General features: G+C 40.6%; 23 protein-coding genes. 20 read left to right on the forward strand and 3 right to left on the reverse strand.

The window, feature by feature from the left end; genetic code table 11:
• The first annotated feature begins 305 nt into the window (after positions 1-305).
• The 10 genes from ACFX4I_RS07480 (at position 306) to lysA (ending at position 9,643) form a co-directional block, all read left to right on the forward strand.
• Positions 306-1,472 (forward strand): D-alanyl-D-alanine carboxypeptidase family protein, encoded by a 1,167-nt coding sequence (locus ACFX4I_RS07480; RefSeq protein ID WP_283931898.1) that lies wholly within the window; start codon positions 306-308, stop codon positions 1,470-1,472.
• A gap of 131 nt (positions 1,473-1,603) precedes the next feature.
• Positions 1,604-1,954 carry an anti-sigma F factor antagonist gene (gene spoIIAA, locus ACFX4I_RS07485; protein ID WP_034308142.1) on the forward strand — a complete coding sequence of 117 codons (351 nt, stop codon included), beginning with the start codon at positions 1,604-1,606 and terminating at the stop codon, positions 1,952-1,954.
• Position 1,955: 1 nt separating this feature from the next.
• Complete coding sequence (gene spoIIAB, locus ACFX4I_RS07490) at positions 1,956-2,396, forward strand: anti-sigma F factor (RefSeq protein ID WP_053346844.1); 441 nt, start codon at positions 1,956-1,958, stop codon at positions 2,394-2,396.
• A 13-nt stretch (positions 2,397-2,409) separates the two neighbouring features.
• Positions 2,410-3,177: an RNA polymerase sporulation sigma factor SigF gene (gene sigF, locus ACFX4I_RS07495; RefSeq protein WP_230304083.1), complete on the forward strand. Its 768-nt coding sequence runs from the start codon at positions 2,410-2,412 to the stop codon at positions 3,175-3,177.
• Positions 3,178-3,461: 284 nt separating this feature from the next.
• The gene (locus tag ACFX4I_RS07500; RefSeq protein WP_230304082.1) at positions 3,462-4,757 is read left to right on the forward strand and encodes an NCS2 family permease; all 1,296 of its coding nucleotides are present in this window, start codon (positions 3,462-3,464) and stop codon (positions 4,755-4,757) included.
• A gap of 154 nt (positions 4,758-4,911) precedes the next feature.
• On the forward strand, positions 4,912-5,532 hold the full coding sequence (locus ACFX4I_RS07505) for a stage V sporulation protein AA (protein WP_230304085.1): 621 nt from the start codon (positions 4,912-4,914) through the stop codon (positions 5,530-5,532).
• Positions 5,522-5,944: a stage V sporulation protein AB gene (locus ACFX4I_RS07510; protein WP_377420008.1), complete on the forward strand. Its 423-nt coding sequence runs from the start codon at positions 5,522-5,524 to the stop codon at positions 5,942-5,944. The genes ACFX4I_RS07505 and ACFX4I_RS07510 overlap by 11 nt, the downstream gene beginning before the upstream one ends.
• Positions 5,945-5,987: 43 nt before the next feature.
• On the forward strand, positions 5,988-6,569 hold the full coding sequence (gene spoVAEA, locus ACFX4I_RS07515) for a stage V sporulation protein SpoVABEA (RefSeq protein WP_098370826.1): 582 nt from the start codon (positions 5,988-5,990) through the stop codon (positions 6,567-6,569).
• 4 nt (positions 6,570-6,573) lie between these two features.
• Positions 6,574-8,040, forward strand: a complete 1,467-nt coding sequence (locus ACFX4I_RS07520) for a spore germination protein (protein WP_377420010.1) — start codon at positions 6,574-6,576, stop codon at positions 8,038-8,040.
• Positions 8,041-8,314: 274 nt separating this feature from the next.
• Positions 8,315-9,643: a diaminopimelate decarboxylase gene (gene lysA / locus ACFX4I_RS07525; protein ID WP_098370824.1), complete on the forward strand. Its 1,329-nt coding sequence runs from the start codon at positions 8,315-8,317 to the stop codon at positions 9,641-9,643.
• A 38-nt stretch (positions 9,644-9,681) separates the two neighbouring features.
• Here the strand turns inward: lysA and ACFX4I_RS07530 are convergent, their stop codons facing one another.
• Complete coding sequence (locus ACFX4I_RS07530; RefSeq protein ID WP_377419852.1) at positions 9,682-10,551, reverse strand: DUF1002 domain-containing protein; 870 nt, start codon at positions 10,549-10,551, stop codon at positions 9,682-9,684.
• A gap of 567 nt (positions 10,552-11,118) precedes the next feature.
• Here ACFX4I_RS07530 and ACFX4I_RS07535 point away from each other — a divergent pair.
• Entirely contained in the window at positions 11,119-11,463 is a 345-nt protein-coding gene (locus tag ACFX4I_RS07535; protein ID WP_076365552.1) for a GNAT family N-acetyltransferase, read from the forward strand.
• Positions 11,464-11,491: 28 nt separating this feature from the next.
• Here the strand turns inward: ACFX4I_RS07535 and ACFX4I_RS07540 are convergent, their stop codons facing one another.
• Positions 11,492-12,028 carry a DUF309 domain-containing protein gene (locus ACFX4I_RS07540; RefSeq protein ID WP_377419854.1) on the reverse strand — a complete coding sequence of 179 codons (537 nt, stop codon included), beginning with the start codon at positions 12,026-12,028 and terminating at the stop codon, positions 11,492-11,494.
• Between the two features lie 167 nt (positions 12,029-12,195).
• On the reverse strand, positions 12,196-12,288 hold the full coding sequence (locus ACFX4I_RS07545; protein WP_072273196.1) for a YjcZ family sporulation protein: 93 nt from the start codon (positions 12,286-12,288) through the stop codon (positions 12,196-12,198).
• 215 nt (positions 12,289-12,503) lie between these two features.
• Here ACFX4I_RS07545 and ACFX4I_RS07550 point away from each other — a divergent pair, with 215 nt between their 5' ends.
• The 9 genes from ACFX4I_RS07550 to ACFX4I_RS07590 all read left to right on the forward strand — a co-directional run bounded on the left by ACFX4I_RS07550 (position 12,504) and on the right by ACFX4I_RS07590 (position 20,547).
• Positions 12,504-13,271 (forward strand): segregation/condensation protein A, encoded by a 768-nt coding sequence (locus ACFX4I_RS07550; RefSeq protein ID WP_309518764.1) that lies wholly within the window; start codon positions 12,504-12,506, stop codon positions 13,269-13,271.
• Positions 13,258-13,839, forward strand: a complete 582-nt coding sequence (scpB, locus tag ACFX4I_RS07555) for an SMC-Scp complex subunit ScpB (protein ID WP_076365560.1) — start codon at positions 13,258-13,260, stop codon at positions 13,837-13,839. The genes ACFX4I_RS07550 and scpB overlap by 14 nt, the downstream gene beginning before the upstream one ends.
• Before the next feature lie 55 nt (positions 13,840-13,894).
• Complete coding sequence (locus ACFX4I_RS07560) at positions 13,895-14,311, forward strand: hypothetical protein (RefSeq protein WP_309518765.1); 417 nt, start codon at positions 13,895-13,897, stop codon at positions 14,309-14,311.
• Positions 14,312-14,333: 22 nt separating this feature from the next.
• Positions 14,334-14,822, forward strand: a complete 489-nt coding sequence (locus tag ACFX4I_RS07565; RefSeq protein ID WP_377419856.1) for a DUF3907 family protein — start codon at positions 14,334-14,336, stop codon at positions 14,820-14,822.
• 121 nt (positions 14,823-14,943) lie between these two features.
• Positions 14,944-15,819 carry a superoxide dismutase gene (locus ACFX4I_RS07570; protein WP_309518766.1) on the forward strand — a complete coding sequence of 292 codons (876 nt, stop codon included), beginning with the start codon at positions 14,944-14,946 and terminating at the stop codon, positions 15,817-15,819.
• Between the two features lie 445 nt (positions 15,820-16,264).
• Complete coding sequence (gene ahpC, locus ACFX4I_RS07575) at positions 16,265-16,828, forward strand: alkyl hydroperoxide reductase subunit C (RefSeq protein ID WP_063233159.1); 564 nt, start codon at positions 16,265-16,267, stop codon at positions 16,826-16,828.
• 178 nt (positions 16,829-17,006) lie between these two features.
• Positions 17,007-18,653: an FAD-dependent oxidoreductase gene (locus ACFX4I_RS07580; protein ID WP_377419858.1), complete on the forward strand. Its 1,647-nt coding sequence runs from the start codon at positions 17,007-17,009 to the stop codon at positions 18,651-18,653.
• A gap of 147 nt (positions 18,654-18,800) precedes the next feature.
• The gene (locus ACFX4I_RS07585; RefSeq protein ID WP_377419860.1) at positions 18,801-19,961 is read left to right on the forward strand and encodes a D-alanyl-D-alanine carboxypeptidase family protein; all 1,161 of its coding nucleotides are present in this window, start codon (positions 18,801-18,803) and stop codon (positions 19,959-19,961) included.
• Positions 19,954-20,547, forward strand: a complete 594-nt coding sequence (locus ACFX4I_RS07590) for a nucleoside recognition domain-containing protein (RefSeq protein WP_230302204.1) — start codon at positions 19,954-19,956, stop codon at positions 20,545-20,547. Before ACFX4I_RS07585 ends, ACFX4I_RS07590 begins: the two co-directional genes overlap by 8 nt.

A 20,547-nucleotide genomic window follows, 5' to 3' on the forward strand; every position in this document is an offset into this window, starting at 1 on the left:
GCCTAACATAGTGGGCTCGTAGAGCCCCAATCTCTTAACTTTAGGCGAAAATTCAAAGGGAATTTCAAAAGGGGTTCAGAATTTTTTAATTCCGAACCCCTTTTGTCTACAAACTGGGGCCGCTCAAGAGCGGCCTTTTTACGTTTATCCCATTGAATGTTAAAAGAGGATGCCCATGCGCATCCTCTTTTAATTTGGTTCACTTTGTTACCTATATCCAATATATGTTTCAAAATTCATCTTTATTTGTATAAAAATGGGTTTAATGGAAAAAATAAAACCTATAAAGATTGGAGGGTATGGAGATGAAGCGGATTCTTTCTCTATTTTTAACCGTTTTGGTAGCAATGGGTTTTAGCATCCCGCATACAAAAGCAGCTGAAGAAAAAGGAATCGAATTGGCGGCAAATGCTAAATCCGCTATTTTGATTGAACGGGATACAGGTACTGTTCTCTATGATAAAAATGCAGACGTTCGTCTTTCACCGGCAAGCATGACGAAAATCATGACGATGCTGCTGATCATGGAAGCGATCGATAAAGGCGAACTTAGCATGAAGGAGAAAATCAGGACTAGTGAGTATGCAGCATCGATGGGCGGTTCCCAGATCTTTCTTGAGCCAGGTGAAGAAATGACCACAGAACAAATGCTCAAGGGCATCTCGATTGGTTCGGCGAATGATGCATCGGTGGCGATGGCTGAACGTCTAGCTGGATCGGAAGAAGAGTTTGTTAGGAAAATGAACAAAAAGGCGAAGGATCTCGGGTTGAAAAATACAAAGTTCCAAAACGCAACAGGCCTTCCTGTTAAAGATCATTACAGCTCGGCACATGATATGTCGATCATGGCAAAGGAATTATTGAAATATGATACGATTACAAGGTTCACGGGTACATATGAAGATTATCTCCGTGAAAATACCGAAAAGAAATTCTGGCTTGTCAACACGAACAGATTAGTGAAATTTTACCCTGGGGTCGATGGATTGAAGACAGGATTCACAAATGAAGCGAAGTATTGTTTGACAGCGACTGCTAAAAAAGGGAATATGCGTGTCATTGCCGTCGTTTTCGGAGCCGTTTCTCCAAAAGAACGAAACGCTCAGGTCACCAAGATGTTAGATTATGCATTTTCACAATACATCACATACCCGATTTATAAACGCGGCGAGGTGTTAGGTGAAGCCAAGGTAAGTAAAGGACAAAAAAAATCCGTGATGGGAGTCACAAGTGAACCGATTTCAGTTTTGACTGCCAAAAATGGAACGGCAAAGGACTTTACAAAAAAAATCACACTTGATAAAGATTTGGATGCCCCGATTAAAAAAGGGGATGAAATTGGTACGCTTGAATTGAAGAAAAACGGTAAGGTGTATGTCGAATCTCCGATTGTTGCGAAGGAAACTGTTGAAAATGCCAGCTGGTGGCAATTGTATAAAAGGGCTTTCGGCATGTTTACCCAGGCGAAATAGAATAAATTGTCGCATTGCCTGTTAATCGTACTAATTTAGGCGAAACTCCACTAGTTTTGCTAGTAAGGAGGAATCGGCAGGTGAAAAAGAGAATTTGACTCTTTATAAGACAGTGAAGGAGGCTGTATATAATGAGTCTTACGATTAATATGGAGGCGAAAAACCGCGTATTGTGCATTCGTCTCAAAGGTGATTTGGATCATCATACAGCAGAAAAATTGAAAAACCAGGCAGAGGCAGCCATTCAAAAGCATAATATCAAGCATATCATCCTTAACATGGAAGAATTGGATTTTATGGACAGTTCAGGGCTCGGAGTAATTTTAGGGCGCTATAAGCAGGTAAACAAAAAGCAAGGTGAAATGGTGGTCTGTGCAATTTCTCCAGCAGTAAAGCGGTTATTTGAGATGTCAGGGTTGTTTAAAATTGTTAAAATGGAACTATCCGAAAAAAACGCTTTGCAAAGACTGGGGGTTGCCTAAGATGAAAAATAAAATGGAAACGAAATTTTCTGCACTTAGCCAAAATGAATCTTTTGCCAGGGTAACTGTTGCGGCTTTCATTGCCCAATTGGACCCGACGATGGATGAATTGACAGAGATCAAGACTGTCGTGTCAGAAGCCGTTACGAATTCGATTATCCATGGTTATGAAAGTGACCCGGAAGGTTGGGTCTACATTTCAGTGATCATCGAAGGCGATACTGTGGAATTGACCATCCGGGATGAAGGACTGGGCATTGAAGACGTCGAGGAGGCTAAACAGCCGTTATTTACGACAAAACCCGAACTTGAACGTTCCGGTATGGGATTTACCATCATGGAAAACTTCATGGATGAAATCAATATAATTTCCCACAAGGGCGAAGGCACGATCATTCGATTAAAAAAGCACTTAACTACAAGCAGAGCTTTGTGCAATTAAGGGAGACTTGCATATGGATGTGGAGGTTAAAAACGAGAAGGGCAAGAAAAGCCAGCCCCATTTAAAAGATGAGGAATTGCGGAATTTAATCCAACGCAGCCAGAGCGGTGACCAAGATGCGAGGAACCTGATTGTCAACAGCAATCTAAGACTTGTATGGTCAGTAGTGCAAAGATTCCTCAATCGAGGTTACGAACCGGATGACCTTTATCAAATAGGCTGTATTGGTCTGTTGAAGTCCGTGGATAAATTTGATTTATCGTTTGAAGTGAAATTCTCAACGTATGCTGTGCCTATGATCATTGGTGAAATCCAACGTTTTATCCGTGATGACGGAACGGTTAAAGTAAGCCGGTCATTAAAGGAAATGGCGAATAAAATTCGCAGGGCCAAAGAGGAACTTTCAAAGACGAATGGCCGTGTTCCGACTGTCAACGAATTGGCGGAACATCTAGAGCTGTCGCCAGAGGAAATCATCATGGCCCAAGAAGCTAGCAGGAGCCCTTCATCCATCCATGAAACGGTTTACGAAAATGATGGAGATCCGATTACTCTTCTTGACCAGATTGCCGACCATAATGAAACATCCTGGTTCGATCAAATCGCTTTGAAAGAAGCCATACATGAATTGAATGAACGTGAAAGGCTGATTGTTTTCCTGAGGTATTATAAAGATCAGACGCAATCGGAAGTGGCGGCAAGGCTTGGTATTTCCCAAGTCCAGGTGTCAAGGCTGGAAAAGAAGATTCTTCAGCAAATGAAAAACCACATGAATCAGTGATTCATGTGGTTTTTTTATTGAGCTGAAAATAAATCTTGATTTTAGGAAAAAGTAAAAGTGATTCCTTATCAGGTAGGGCGAAAATATGAATGGGGGCGAATTTTTAGTTGAATTTAGGAATAAAAACGAATATTATAGTAAAGGTCGCGTTTCTCATTCGTTTTTTTATCTTTCTTTTAATGAATAACGATCAGGAAAAACGTCGATGCAGTACAATATTAGGACACCTTGTACTTTCGTGCAAACGGTTGTCGGTGTTTCCTTTAGATCTGGAGGTCTAAAATATGTTTTTGGAAAAGTTTTTCTCCCTGAAAGAAAATGGGACGGATGTCCGTACAGAAGTCATGGCGGGTGTTACGACATTTTTAACTATGGTTTATATCCTTATTGTGAATCCGGCTTTATTGTCTTCAATCGGAATTCCATTTGAACAAGTTTTCATGGCAACGGTCATATCAGCGGTGATTGGTACCCTTATCATGGGGCTTGTTGCAAAATATCCGATTGCGATAGCACCAGGGATGGGTTTGAATGCTTATTTTGCCAGCGTAGTGGGGGCACAGGGCCTTTCATACCAGACCGTATTCGGTACGGTTTTCATTGCTGGTTTGCTATTTCTATTAATTAGCGTGACAAGCTTGCGTAAAATGATAATTGATGCGATTCCTAACTCATTAAAATATGGCATCACATCCGGAATTGGTTTATTCATTGCGTTTATCGGATTGAAAAATGCTGGAATCGTAGTGCCTAATGAATCAACGATGGTGACGCTTGGAGATTTGCACCAGCCTGGAACCGTTTTAGCGTTAGCAGGTTTATTCATTACTTTGATTTTTATGGCCCGTAATATTAAAGGAGCAATTTTCATTGGTATGATCATTACGGCAATCATTGGCTACTTTATCGGTTTGCTCAACTTTGATGGGGTCTTATCTGTACCTCCAACACCGGTATTTTTCGATATCGATATTGCTGGGGTCTTCACGAATTCATTATATTCAGTTGTTTTCGCCTTTTTACTTGTGACGATCTTTGATACGACAGGAACCTTGATTGGTGTGACGGAACAGGCTGGACTAACGAAGGATGGGAAAATCCCTCGTGCCAAGAAAGCCTTTTTAGGTGATGCGATTGCGACAACAGTCGGCTCGATGTTTGGTACAAGTCCTTCAACGGCCTATGTTGAATCGAGCACGGGAGTGGCCGCAGGCGGACGTACGGGATTGACCGCTACTGTCGTGGCAATCTTGTTTGCTGCATCGATTTTCTTTTCTCCATTGATATCGGCAATTTCTTCAGTTCAAGCAATCACAGCTCCCGTTTTGATCATTGTAGGATGTTTCATGATGGAAGGGCTGGCAAAAGTAAATTGGAAAATTTTCGATGAGGCATTTCCGGCATTTGCTATCATTTTAACGATGCCGCTTACTTCAAGTATATCTACAGGGATTGCGATCGGGTTCATTACATATCCCCTTATGAAGGTATTCAGTGGAAAAGGAAAATCGGTACATCCTCTCATTTATATTTTTGGATTTATATTTTTGATTCAGCTGATTTTCTTCCCCACTCATTAATATATGAATGTAATCAAAAAGACATGCTGTCATTGCAGCGTGTCTTTTTTTGTTTTCAAATTAGTAATATTTGGACATGGTTCACTTCCTGCATTTTCAAACTGTTTCCAAACCATACTACTAGCATAAGGAAATAAAAGGTCGGGATGTGATGATAGTGGCAGTTGTATATATCAGGATGAGGAACCGTGTACAAGTAAAGGGAAATCAAACGGTGAGGATAAAAGATATTGCAAGGATAATCGGACCTGAAGAAGTGATTACCATTATTGAAGAAATTATATTATTAACGGTCAAGAAGGAAGATAAGAATATTATTGTCGTTGATTTGGCTCAAGTTATCGTGGCCATCCGCAAGATGGATCCGACTATTGAACTGGATACATTCGGGCCCTCCCAAACGATCATCGAAATCATCCTCTCGAAAAAGAAAATGTCATACCTGACATTCGCCTTAGTTTGGTTTTTGTTATTTGTCGGCGGCGGGATGACGATCATGAATTTTCATGTGGATGTCAGCATGGGAGAAGTGCATCAAAAAATCTTTACTATAATCACGGGAAAAGTGGACGATAAGCCGTTATTGATCCAAATCCCATATAGCTTCGGCCTTGGTATGGGCATGATTCTATTTTTTAATCACTTTTTTAAAAAACGCTTCAATGAGGAACCTAGTCCGCTCGAGGTTGAAATGTTCAACTATCAGCAGGATTTGGACAGTTATGTAATCATGAATGAAAATAAGGAGAATGTGCGCCACCTTGATGACCGGTAAAATTATCTTTGGAATCTTTGTCGGTTTAGCCGGGGGTTTTGCAACAGGTGCCGGTTTTGTAGCGTTTTTAACTGTACTTGGGGTGATTCCGAGACTGACTCAGCTGACAAAAACAATGAAGATGATTCATTACTACGAAGGAGCCATCATTTCCGGCGTTGTCGCAGGAACATGGTTAGGATTACAGGAAACGGAATTTTCCCTCCCATATTTTTTATTAATTCCGATCGGATTGGCTGACGGGATATTTAATGGAATGCTTGCTGCTGCCTTAACTGAAGTCCTGAATGTATTTCCGGTTCTGTCAAAGCGAATCGGAATTCAAGAGAAAATCATTTATCTGTTAATGGCACTCGTATTGGGAAAAATAGCCGGATCATTATTCCAATGGATTTATTTAGTGGATTTATAAGTTTATGAGGTAACTATTCCTGATGATGAAAGGTAGGCCCAAGATGGTGACCAAACGAAAAGTGATATTGATTACGGATGGAGATGAGTATGCAAAACGTGCTGTCGAGCATGTAGCCAAGGAAATAGGGGGAAGGTGTATCTCCATGTCCCAAGGTAATCCATCACGATATACGGGCTTGGAGCTAGTTGAATTAATAAAAAAGGCAAAGTATGATCCTGTATTGGTCATGTTTGATGATAGCGGTTTTATCGGTGAAGGATCAGGCGAACAGGCAATGAAGGTAGTTGCCGGTCACCCTGATATTAATGTCCTTGGTGTGATAGCGGTCGCTTCAAAGACTAGAAGGGAAGAATGGACAAAGGTGGATATCTGTATTGACCGTGATGGTAACCTGACACCGAACGGGGTTGATAAATACGGCGCCGAAGAATTTGAACTCGGCAAGATAACTGGAGATACGGTGTATTGTATCGATCAATTACATGTTCCCATAGTAGTGGGGATAGGGGATATTGGTAAAATGTCCCATCAGGACGATTTTAAAAGAGGAGCACCGATAACGAAGCTAGCGGTGGAAATCATATTGGAAAGGAGTGGTCATGATGACTTCAGAAAAACCTGAAAACATGAAACCGATCCCGAATAGGGTAGCGGAAGTTGACGCGTACATGGAAAAGAATGTAGGTCTAGGTGTCAGCTTCGACTTAGGTGTAAGAAGGATAAAGGTCCTAAGAAAAGATGTGCATCTTTACTATATAAACGGACTGACGGATACAGAGTACATCATTGCAATCCTCGATTCTCTTATTCATAACAAAAATGCGGAAATCTTGTCTACTAAAGTTTTTGATGTAGTCAAAGACTTGCTTGTACACCAATCCGTTGAGGAAATAAAGACGATGGATGAGCTTGTTGATCAGGTATTATCCGGTTTAATAGTCGTTGTTGTTGATGGTAAACCAATAGGATTGGTTGTGGATGTCAGGAGTTATCCCGGGAGACAGCCAGTAGAACCCGATACGGAAAAAGTCGTCCGTGGATCAAGGGACGGTTTTGTCGAGAATATCATCATTAACACAGCGATAACAAGACGGAGAATCAGGGATGAAAGATTACGTTTCGAAATGTTGCATGTAGGGGAACGGTCGAAAACGGATATATCCATCGGCTACATAAAAGATATTGCCGATCCTGATTTGATTGATATCGTTCGTAAGGAATTGAATAGTATTGAGGTTGATGGCATAACGATGTCTGATAAAACGATCGAAGAGTTCATCGTCAAGCAAAGATATAACCCATACCCGCTTGTCAGGTACACGGAACGGGCAGATGTAGCTGCAACACATTTACTTGAGGGGCATGTCCTTATTTATGTGGATACGTCACCGAGTGTCATCATTACTCCGTCCACTCTTTTCCATCACATGCAGCACGCTGAGGAGTATCGGCAGGCACCTGCTGTTGGAACCTTGGTGCGCTGGGTACGTTTTTTGGGGATTTTCGTTTCGTTATTCTTGCTGCCGATTTGGTTATTGTTTTGTTTAGAGCCTTCCCTCCTGCCGGAGAAGTTCGAGTATATCGGGCCGAATAAAAAAACGCATATACCCATTGTGATCCAAATCTTCATTTCCGATATTGGGATAGAATTTTTAAGGATGGCAGCCGTTCATACCCCGACCCCGCTTTCTACGGCAATGGGCTTGGTTGCGGCAGTTTTGATAGGGCAGATAGCGATAGATGTTGGCCTATTTGTTCCTGAGGTGGTTCTCTACGCTTCCGTAGCGACAATCGGTACATTTGTCACTCCAAGTTTAGAACTAGGAGTTGCAAATAAAATTTCCCGTTTAGTCCTGCTAGTATTGGTCGCTTTATTTAAAGTGCCTGGCCTAGTCATAGGCATCACACTCTACATTATTATGCTTACTAGTATAAAAACGTTAAATACGCCTTATTTATGGCCGCTTCTCCCGTTTCAGCCAAAGGCCTTGTCACATATAATATTAAGAAGACCTTATCCTGGTACAATAGAACGTCCGAGTATTGTACATCCCCAGGATCTATATAGGCAGCCGAGAAAATCTAAAGGTTGATGTTGTCGAAAAGTTGTGGTAATTTAATTTTATTCGGATAAAGAGGTATTGTTAGGCTTCACAAAGAGATAGAGCTACTATGACTCTTTGGAGTTTAAACCAATCTGTCTTTCCCTTCGAACTACCAAGCAGTCATAGAGAACAATATTTACATGGGATATCGATTCGGATGAGGCTTGTTCATATAGAGGACCTTTTACAGCAGGGTTTCTTTATTTGTGGCTGCCTCATTTCTAATTAATCTTTAGTTTTAAGTCAGGAAGGTGAGGCTATCATGCATTTGTACGGAACCGGCGGTGTAAATGAACGTGGACATCTGGAGATTGGCGGAGTGGACACGATCGAATTGATCGAGCAATTTGGAACACCATTATATGTTTATGATGTAGAGCTAATTCGCGAACGGGCAAGAGGGTTCAAGAGAACTTTTGAGGAATTGGGGATTTCAGCTCAAGTTGCTTACGCAAGTAAGGCCTTTTCTTCGATTGCCATGATCCAGTTGGCAGAGCAAGAAGGACTTTCTCTCGATGTTGTCTCAGCAGGGGAATTGTATACGGCAATTAAGGCAAATTTCCCAACAGAACGAATTCATTTTCATGGAAATAACAAAAGTGATGAAGAGCTACATATGGCTTTGGATCATGACATTGGCTGTATAGTAGTCGATAATTTTTCAGAGTTGACACTGTTGGAAGAAATTTGTACAAACCGTGAACAAAAGGTGAAAATCCTTCTTCGTGTAACACCAGGTATCGAAGCCCATACGCATGATTATATTTTGACAGGGCAAGAAGATTCGAAATTTGGTTTTGACCTTATTAACGGCCAGGCCGAAGCTGCCCTTCGGCAAGCGCTGCAAAGTGAATTCCTCGAAGTGCTGGGGCTTCACTGTCATATCGGTTCCCAGATCTTTCAAACGACCGGTTTCCTTCTTGCAGCAAAAAAAATTATCGGCAAGCTGAATGATTGGCACGGCTCGGTAGGGTTTCAACCAAAGGTATTGAATCTTGGAGGGGGGTTCGGGATTCGGTATACACAAGAGGACGACCCGCTACCGGCGTCTCAATATGTTGAGGAAATCGTTAGGGAAGTGCAGAACCTGATTGCTGATTCTGATTTAGTGATGCCTGAAATCTGGATCGAACCTGGCCGTTCATTAGTCGGAGACGCCGGAGTGACACTGTACAAGGTCGGTTCTGAAAAGGAAGTTCCTAATGTTCGTAAATATATTGCCGTTGATGGGGGCATGAGTGATAATATACGTCCCGCTCTTTACGAAGCGAAATATGATGCCATCCTTGCAAACCGGCCGCTTGACCCTGTAGAAGAGACAGTGTCCATTGCCGGGAAATGCTGTGAAAGCGGAGATATGTTGATTTGGGATTTACCATTGCCAAAAGCCGGCCGCGGTGATGTCTTGGCGGTATTTTGTACAGGGGCATATGGATATTCCATGTCGAATAATTACAATCGGATTCCAAGACCGGCTGTCGTCTTTGCCGAAAATGGAGAAGCCCGGTTGGTCATCAAACGCGAGACGTACGAAGATCTTATCCATTTGGATTTGGCCCTTCATGAAGCGGCAGTCGTCACAAAAGAATAGAAAAAAGGATGGCCACTGCCATCCTTTTTTTATTTGATTTAGCTGAAAAGTGACTTGATCGCGTCTATTAAACTAATGAAGACTTCTTTCAATTTATCCAGAAATGATTGACCCTCTTCGGATTCAAGAAAATTTGAAAGTTTATCTTTAGCTGCAGTAAGCTGATCACCGACAGCGTTCCAATCAATATCCAATTCTTTTAGCTTATTGAATAAATCAATTAAACTTTGAACTTGAGCATCATTTAAGGTGATTCCAAGGTCTTTTGCTGAAGACTCGACAACCTCGCGGACCTCTTCAGTATTGGCTGGTGGATTTGCAGCCATTTCCTCTTTGATTTTCGTAACCAGTGCAGAAGCTTCTTCTGTACCGATTTCGTCACCCAATTTTGCTGTTTTCACCATTTCTTCATTCGCTGCCTGTTTCACATCTTCAGGAATCTTCTTGTCGGCAGAGATTTCATAGGCTTTAATGACTCCTGTCAAAGCCGCTGTACCGGAAACGGGTATAGGTGCTGTGACATAAACGGTAGCATCTTTTACTCCAGCAGTTGCCAGTGCATTGATATACATTTCATCGGAAACCCAGTTAATGTTTTTCGACTCCAGTTTAAGTCCGGTACCTTTTTCCTCCAAAGTAATGGCAGAAGATGAAATCGCTTTTGTACCGATCAGACGGCTAGCGATATAGTCTCCTAAGTATTCATGTTCCTCCGCATTTGTAACCGTTAGAACCTCAACATCGTTTGGTGCTTTCATTTCTGATAAAATCATATTTTTTTGTTCATTTGTCAAATTCTCACCAAGTGTGACGACCATTTCACCAACAGCTGCATCTGCAAAAGCTTTATATGGCAATAATAGACATAACAAAATGGTCACAATGACCCATTTATTCGTTTTTTTCATGATAATCCTCCTTAACTTTTCCTGCTGAATTGGGAATCTTTCAATTAAAAGGGCGGCACTTTAAATCAGATTCATAGTATTTGACGAAACAAAGGATAAAAAAGATACATATTTTCCTGAAAAAAATTTATATAGCCCAAGGCGCTACGTTCTTTTAACGAAGTAGTTGGGTGTATCTTTGTTTCTCTATGAACCTAGATCACTCACTTTACCAATGTAGTAAAATCGAAGCAAGATTGCAAGGATATTTGTCAGATTGTGTTAAGATATAGTAGAATGAATTCGTTATTTAAATATTGGGACCATTCATAAAGGGAGTATGGGATGAGGAAAAGTAATAAGACTCTTTTACTTATGATGCTTATTATCGCTTTGATGTGGGGAATCGTATATTGGCTGTTTATCGCTTAGCACATAGCACATCGTTAAATCAAGTGCTGAAAGTGATGTTGAAACGAACGAGGTTTTTATGTATGATGTAAATGATATATGTGAGGATTATTATTCAAAGCAAATTAAATGGAAACAGGAAGATAATAAAAACGTTATTTAGTAACGAGGGATATTATGTTGATTAAGTATAAGAAAAGTTATGAGAAGTTTGCCATGGGATTATTATCTTTCATGCCAAATGAAAAAGAGATAAAAACGCTTCGGAATACGATGAAGAATTATGAAACGGATGAAAATCTACAGCTGTTCTTATGGAAAGATGAAGAGATTACGGGCTTGATCGGGATAGAAGTCTCTCCAAACCACATTGAGATACAACATATTTCCGTAAATCCATCCTTCCGGAAGCAAGGTATCGGTAAAACGATGGTCAGGGCCATCAAGGAGCAATATCCTGACAAAGAATTAAAAGCAAATGAGTTTACGGAAAGCTTTCTTGACAGGTGTGAAGATTTTTGAATATGAAAGCTTGAATGGAGGACCACCTTTAAGGGCGGTCCTCCATTCTTGTTTTTCGAAGGGATAGCTGCCGAGCCCTTTCAGAAATGACATCTGAACGGTCACGCATTAGATGCTTATCAACTATTGAGGAATTAGCCATGTCGCTATCTGTACCCCATAAGTATCCTTCTTGCAAACAGATGGACTGGCATTTTTCGATCAAGCTTTGATCGGCTATCGGCAGATTAATGCTTTTATAAGGCTTTTGTGATAACATTCGCTCATGGGTGTCCTCGAGCAATTTGAACAGTCGTTCTGGATCGAGTCCCAACTTCAGGAGCTCGGCCTTTTTAAGGTGGAGATTTGCCAGGGCTTTAGACAGGGTCCTTGCAGCTCCTTTTTTGTTTCCCCTGCGATCATGATAGAGGGCAACCGCAATTTGAATGAGCCCGACCCAATGAGAGTCACGCTCTTTTGGTGCAGTTTCCTTCCAATATTCTTCAAGAATTTCATGACATTCGAAGTAATCCCTTGGCCCATGGAAATGGACAAGAAAAGAAAGGTAGTCTTCCGCGTAATTCAATAGGAGCACCCCTTTTGTTTGATGGAATCATCTAAAGTAAGGCAAAAAGCAATTTCTTATAGCTTAACACCCGCTATGTACACTCACTAAGTTTAGCATAGAATTTTTTTTCTGGAAAATAAAGAAAGCCGATTGCAAGGCAATCAGCTTGATTCATCAGTCTTCAATTAACACCAAGAAGCACCGACGATAACTAATAAAATGAACAATACTACAATAAACGCGAATCCGCCGCCGTTTCCAAAACCACCTGCACCCATAATGAGTACCTCCTTTGTTCTGCTATTCTTACATTTCTAGGTTATGTTGGTTTTCAGAATGTGATTGGGCACCGACCCATTTGACGGTAATCCCAAATAAAAACTTTTCTAAGGTCAGTAAATTATTATTTGGATAAAGGGCGGCAATCCTCTATACTTGATTAGTAAAAGAAATAGGTCTATATCGGCCAATTAGATTTAAATGAGGTAATTTAATGGGTTATAATATAAAAATTGACGCTTTCGAAGGACCGATGGATTTACTTCTGCATTTGATTAATCGCCTGGAAATAGACATCTACGATATTCCGATGGCTGATATTACAGATCAATACTTAAGTTACATCCATACGATGCAGCATCTGGAATTGGATGTCGCCAGCGAATATCTGGTGATGGCTGCAACGCTGCTTGCCATCAAGAGTAAAATGTTGCTTCCAAAGCATGAAGATGAACTAATGATTGATGAAGATGGGGAAATATTTGAGGAAGATCCACGGGATGAGCTTGTGGAAAAACTATTAGAATATAAAAAGTATAAAAATGCAGCCGAAGAATTTAAAGGGTTGGAAGAAGAAAGAAGCTTGATTTTCACCAAACCCCCAAGTGATTTATCAGTTTATGTTAAAGAAGCGGAAAGTGATAAGCAAGAGTTGAATATAAGTCTATACGATATGTTGGGGGCTCTTCAAAAACTGCTGCGAAGGCAAAAAATTCAAAAGCCGCTTTACACGAAGGTAACGAAACAAGAGATATCGATAGAGAAACGAATGGATGAAATCATGATTGAGTTACAATCGATTAAAGGAAAGAAAAGTTTTTTTGAACTGTTCTCGCTCCCGGTTAAAGAGCATATCGTCATCACTTTTATGGCGGTGCTGGAACTGATGAAATTAAATGAAATCATCGTTGAACAGGAAGATAATTTTTCGGATATCATGATTGCTGCTAAGGAAGGTGTAGAACCAGTTGGAAGTTATTAATTGGAAAGGGATTCTTGAGGCATTATTGTTTGCTGCCGGAGATGAAGGGCTATCCGTCAAACAAATTGCCTCTGTCCTGGAAATTACGGAATATCAAGCAACGGACATCGTTGAAAGTTTAAAGGAAGAATATATATCGGATGTACGCGGGATTCAGGTGATCGAAATAGCGGGTGTTTATCAAATGACGACAAAGAAAGAGCACTCGGATTACTTGAAAAGGCTGGTGGAAACATCAAGCACTCAAGGATTGTCCCAGGCGGCTTTGGAAACACTCGCAATCATTGCCTATAAGCAGCCGATTACTAGAGCTGAAATTGATGAAATTCGCGGAGTGAAAACGGAACGCCCCATTCATACACTTGTCACTAAAGTCTTAATAAAGGAGGTCGGACGTGCTGAAGGCTCAGGCCGGGCTTATTTATATGGGACAACAAAAGAGTTTTTGGATTACTTCGGCCTGAATTCCATTGATGAATTACCGCCTCTTGCAGATAATTCGGATGATAGCTTTGAAAATGGTGAAGCCGATCTGTTTTTTGAAAAATTTCAGCAAACAATCGAATAACATTTTTCATTAAATTGTGATAATATAGAAAAAAATGAATGCGGGGGGATTGCGGGTGCGAATTGTAGCATGCAATGGATTTGGCCTTGAAAAGGAAAAGTCAAATTCACCTGAGGACTTCTTTAATCGATCCGTTATACAATACATAAGGGATGGAGAAGAAAAGACGCTGAATGTACTGTATCTTCGCTATTTTGATGAGATGGTCACCCGTTGGACCCCATATCCCGCCAATCCTATATTCAAAAGCCCTAACAGAGATATTTATATGGCTGATATCATTGCCATGGTCTGTCTACTTAAAGACCCGAGCCTGGTTAACCGAAAACGTATTTATATAAATGCAGAAAAAGAGATGGCTGGTTATTTCGAAAATATAGATTTTGAAAAATTGGAGAAAGTGTTTATATCTATTGACCAAGCTAAACCATATGATATAGAGTCACATGTTGACTATTATATTCAATCTTAATCATTTTGAGGAGGGTTCACGGTTGGGGAATACATTGGTAAAATCTCAGCTTGAGGATGTAAAAGGGTTTTTAGAAACGACAGTGGCTCAACTAGAAGAATTTATAAATGAGACGACCTATTCTAAGCTGCAAGAGGAAAAAAGCGGGGATGAAACCTATTATAAAGGAATCCTTTCTAGTTTAAGAAGAATGCTTGTAAGTTGTGAAGAGGGCTTGGAGGCTTCCCAAATCGTTCTGAAAAATGATGTTTTCAATAAAGCTGCAGCTGAAAAGACGCTTTATAGAGTTTATCATCAATGTATCGAAGAATACTTTTCCCCAAAATCAGATCGGTGGTTTGAGGACAGCAGATCTGCCTATACAGGAAAAAACTCGATTAAATTTCACCAAAGTGTACCTGACAGCATAATATCCATTATGAAGGCCGTGGAAAGTGGATTCCAGACCATGCGTGAAGAATTGGAGTTTTATGAAACGGATTACCGGACGAAAATGTTACAGTCAAGATAATGAAACAGCTGGGCTTAAGAGGCCTAGCTGTTTTTTTTAGCTATAAATGGAATCTCTGCTTAATCGAAACATAAAATACTTTGATGATTTATGTGCATAAAGGTTAAGAGGAGGTTGCAAGATGTCTGATGAAAGAGATTATGCTAAAGAGGTAAGTGATTGGGTTGATGGAGTGATGGAATATCTTGAGAAAATCGATATCACCGATTCGCCATTGGTGTCAAATATTGAACGGCTTTCCCAGTTGACAAAAGATATGGATGAGGAAGAAATGGATTATGAGGATATGGTCCTGATTGAAGAAGAGATGGCTCGGGTCTACGAGGAAATTGAAGAACTCGCTAGAGAATTCAGTATACAGGATAGGCAATCAGTGCCAATTGGGAAGCATACGCTACCGCCGTTACCTTATGCCTATGATGCGTTGGAACCGACGATTTCGAGGGAAATCATGTATCTGCACCATGATAAGCATCATCAAGCATATGTCGATGGGCTGAATAAAGCGGAATTGATGATGAAAAAAGCGAGGGAAACGGGAGATTTTTCGTTGTTGAAACATTGGGAAAAGGAAGCGGCCTTTCATGGGTCAGGCCATTATCTCCATACACTGTTCTGGGAAGAGATGATTCCGGGAGGGGGCGGACAGCCAAAGGGGGATTTACTCAAACAGATTGAGACGGATTTTGGAAGCTTTGCAGCTTTTAAAAGTCATTTTAGTGAAGCTGCCAAACAAGTAGAAGGTGTTGGCTGGGCGATTTTAGTCTGGGTTCCGCGTGCGCGGCGGCTAGAAATACTTCAATCGGAATTGCATATGGTTTTGACCCAGTGGGATACGATCCCAATCCTTGTGCTTGATGTATGGGAACATGCTTATTACCTGCAATATAAAAATAATCGGGCAGCCTATGTGGATAAATGGTGGGACGTTGTAAACTGGCCGAAAACAGCCGTAAGGTTCACTGAAGCGAAAAAGCTTATTTGGAAAAAGCAATAACTGAATACAATATAGGAAAGTCTTTGGAGAACCAATTACAAAAATACGAGCCGTGAGGGTTCGTATTTTTTTGCCTGAAATTTTGTATCAAGAATTTTTTAGGGAAAATATGGGAAGGATATGAAGGGGGAGCTGCAAATTTTATTTGGAAGCGACTTATGATTCTCATTTGGATATTATAATTAGATTGAAAAGGAGATGATATCATCTCACGAAATAATGAGCATGTGTCTTACTTAAATCCTTGAAATAACATTGGAAATGTGTTAAATATGCTACTTTGAAGTACTATGGGTTTTTAAAAATAATTAATTTATATCAATATAAAAAGTGTGACCAAATTGTGAACTTAAAAATTATTAAGGTATATTTATTGACTAGTTTCTATTTAATAATTATTATAAACAGGAGCAGATAAAAAAATTAGCTATTGGAGGAATTTATTATGTCATTGATCAATAAACAAGTTGAAGATTTTAAAGTACAAGCTTACCATGCAGGAGAATTCAAAGAAGTTACACTTGAAGATGTTAAAGGAAAATGGGCAGTATTCTTTTTCTACCCAGCTGACTTCTCTTTCGTATGTCCAACTGAATTAGCTGATCTTCAAGATAACTATGAAACATTCAAGGAAATTGGTTGTGAAGTTTACTCAGTTTCAACAGATACTCATTTCAGCCACAAAGGATGGGCTGATGCTACTGATACAATCGGTAAAATCCAATATCCAATGCTAGCTGACCCAGCAAACGTTTTATCCCGTCAATTCGGTGTATTGATTGAAGAAGATGGATTGGCTCTACGTGGAACTTTCATCGTAAATCCAGAAGGACAAATTAAAGCATACGAAATTAATGATCTAGGAATTGGCCGTAATGCTGAAGAACTTGTAAGAAAAGTTCAAGCTGCACAATTCGTAGCGGAACATGGAGATAAAGTTTGCCCTGCAAAATGGACTCCAGGTGAAGCTACTCTTGAACCAAGCCTAGACCTTGTAGGTAAACTTTAATTTTTAATGGGATGGTCCATTTCTAAAGGTAATGGACATACCTAGCATTGATTACGATTACTGGGACAACTCGTCCTACAAGATCTTATGACAAAAGGCACTTATCTAAAATAAGTGCCTTTTGTTTTTTAAAATAATCAGTTTAGCACGTATTATCATTCAGCAAGGAGCACAAAAGATGAAAAAAATATATGATTTATTAATTATTGGTGGCGGACCTGCAGGCCTCTCAGCCGGCGTTTATGCAGGAAGAGCTAAGTTAAAAACAATAATTCTTGAAAAAGGAACTGGCGGCGGTCAAGCTGCAACTACATCGGAAATAGCCAATTATCCTGGTATCCGCCATATATCGGGCCCTAGGTTAGTTGAAGAAATGAAGCTTCAAAACGAAGATTTTGGCGTTGAATTCGCCAAAGCTGATGTAACGGGCGTGGATTTCTCCGGTGAGGTGAAAGTCGTTAAAACCCTTGGAGGGGACTACCATGCCCGCGCCGTCATCATTGCAACGGGTGCTTCTCCAAGAACACTAGGATTTCCAGGTGAAGAGGAATTTACTGGCCGCGGTGTAGCATATTGTTCAACATGTGATGGTGAATTCTTTGAAGGGTTGGAAGTTTTCGTTATCGGGGCAGGATATGCAGCCGCTGAAGAAGCTATATTCCTGACACGCTTTGCTACAAAAGTTACAATCATCGCCCGGGAATCAAGCTTCTCGTGTGCCCCGTCCATTGTGGATAAAGTAATGGCAAATGATAAGATTGAAGTGAAATTCAATACGGAGATCCTTGGGGTATATGGAGACGGGATGATTCAAAGTGCCCGTTTCATCAATAATGCGACTAAAGAAGAATTTGAATATAAGGCGAAGGAAGAAGACAGTACGTTTGGAGTATTCGTTTTCATAGGTTATGAGCCGAAAACAGAAATTTTCAAGGGCCATATCGAAATGGATCATGCTGGTTACATTTTAACCGATGATGATATGAAGACTAATGTGAAAGGGGTCTATGCAGCGGGCGACCTAAGGCCAAAATCCTTGCGCCAGATTATTACAGCTGTATCTGATGGAGCGATTGCAGCAACGGATGCCGGTAAATATATTGAAGAAGAAAAAGATCGCCTAGGAATCAAAGATGAACCTGAAGTTGAAAAACCGGCGAAAAAAGAACAGGCCGCTGTCCCGGCAGGTAAAAGCGCTTTATTAAGTGATGCGTTACGCGGCCAATTAAAGGGAATCTTCGGCAAGATGGAGAGCGAAGTAACATTGGTGTCCATCGTCGATGAAAGTTTGCCAAAATCAGTCGAATTGCGAGACTTCTTGTTGGATGTTGCGGAATTAGGAGACAAGCTGCATCTTGAGTTATACAACAAGGGGGAAAGTCCGGAAATTGAAGAAAAAATCAATGCAGATAAGTTCCCTGTCGTTTCCCTCTTAAATTCGAATGGTGAATACAGTGGCGTCAAATACCACGGTGTACCAGGCGGCCATGAGTTGAATTCCTTCATTTTGGCTATCTATAACTTGGCCGGACCTGGTCAAGCATTGGATTCAGTCGTATTGAATTCAATTAAGGGAATTAGTAAAAAAGCGAACATTAAGGTCATGGTTTCATTGGCATGTCACTACTGTCCAGACGTTGTAGTCGGTGCACAGCGCATTGCGATTGAAAACCCTAACGTTGAAGCTGAAATGGTCGATATAAGCAATTTCCAGGAAATCAAGAAGAAATATAAAGTCATGAGCGTGCCGGCCATGATCATCAACGATGAAGAAGTGGTATTCGGAGCTAAGAAAATTGATGAAATCGCTGCATTATTAGTATGATAGAACACTAAATCGATAGGGGCCCCTATCGATTTTTTTTATGTTGAAAATCAATAGATATCATGAAGGTTTACATTCTTTTATTCATAACCCTTGTCCATTTGCATAAACTTGTACAAAAACAAGTAAAGAGACGAGGGGGCACTCATGCGTTTTCCATATAAAGGGTTATCAAGTTTGTGTATCGTCATTCTCCTGTTGTCTTTTATGGCACCCGTACAAAGCGCCAATGCAAATGTATCCGTAAGTGCCCATAGTGCGATTTTAATGGATGAGGATAGCGGAAGGATCATATATGAAGTGAATGCTCATGAAAAGAATCGTATAGCAAGCATTACGAAAATAATGACAGCTATCTTGGCTATTGAATCGGGACTAATGGATGAAACAGTGAAGGTGAGCAGCAATGCCTTCGGGACGGAGGGCTCGTCACTTTATTTAAAAGAAGGAGAAAGAATTAAGCTCGAAGATTTGGTTTATGGCTTGATGCTTCGTTCAGGTAATGATGCAGCAGTCGCAATCAGTGAAAAGGTTGGTGGAAGCCTGGATGGATTCGTGTGGATGATGAATCAGAAGGCGGAAGAAATCGGGATGAAAAATACCCATTTTTCAAATCCACATGGTTTGGATAATACGAAGAACCATTATTCAACCGCATATGATATGGCCATACTCACTCGTTATGCCATGCAAAATGAAACGTATGCAAAGATTGCTGGCACAAAGGAACACAGGGCACCTAATTCCACAGAACAATGGGATTATGTATGGAAGAACAAAAACCGCCTACTTACACAATTGTATGAGTATTGCACAGGGGGGAAAACAGGGTATACCAAACTAGCAAAACGTACCTTGGTCACGACCGCAACAAAAAACGGGCATGACCTGATTGCTGTGACATTGAATGGTCCGGATGATTGGAATGATCATATTCAAATGTACGAATCCGCATTTAAGGATTATAAGCCAACAGAAATTTTACCTGAAGGCATGGTAAAGAATATGGAAAATAAAATATATAAAGGGCATGTCTACATTAAAAATGATTTTTCGTACCCACTGACAAAAGAAGAGAGAAAGTTGGTCAATGTGAAAATGAAATTGTTGAAGCCACAGAGGGCTTGGAAGGATAAAAGGAAAATCCCGGCAGTGGTCGGCAGAGCATCCATCTATCTCGATGGAAAGAAAATAGGTACTCGTTCGATTTTTTATGGGGAATCAAAAGAAAGCTTCAAGCAACAATCATTCCAATCTTCATGGGCTGAGGTATTTGAAGCGGTTTTGGGAATCGGACGCAATGGTTAATTACATTTGGGTCGGGATGTTTGTGATCGGTATTGTCTTTGGCATGATTAATGGGACGATGGATCAGGTGAATGAAGCTCTATTTGTCAGCGCAAAGGAAGCGGTCACCCTTTGCCTGGGACTGATGAGCATACTTGTCTTTTGGCTGGGTTTGATGAAAATAGCGGAGGAATCGGGGTTGTTGGATAAACTATCCAATTTGTTCAAGCCGTTCATGAGATGGCTATTCCCTGAAGTGCCTCCTAATCATCCCGCTATGGGGTATATACTTTCCAATATGATGGCAAACACATTCGGATTGGGGAATGCAGCTACGCCTCTTGGTATAAAAGCCATGGAACAGCTAAAGAAACTAAATGGGGGAAAAGCAACGGTCAGCCGCTCGATGGTCACTTTTTTAGCCATCAATACCTCAAGCGTAACGTTGATTCCAACTACTGTCATTGCTATCCGCATGAATTACGATTCCCACTCCCCGACGGACATCGTTTTTCCGACCATAATAGCAACGGCCATTTCTGCAATTGGAGGAATCGCGATAGATCGATATTTTTATTACAAGAGAAAGAGGAACGGGAGGGAATAG

It is taken from the genome of Peribacillus sp. YIM B13472 (assembly GCF_042788005.1).
Lineage (GTDB): Bacteria > Bacillota > Bacilli > Bacillales > DSM-1321 > Peribacillus > Peribacillus simplex_E.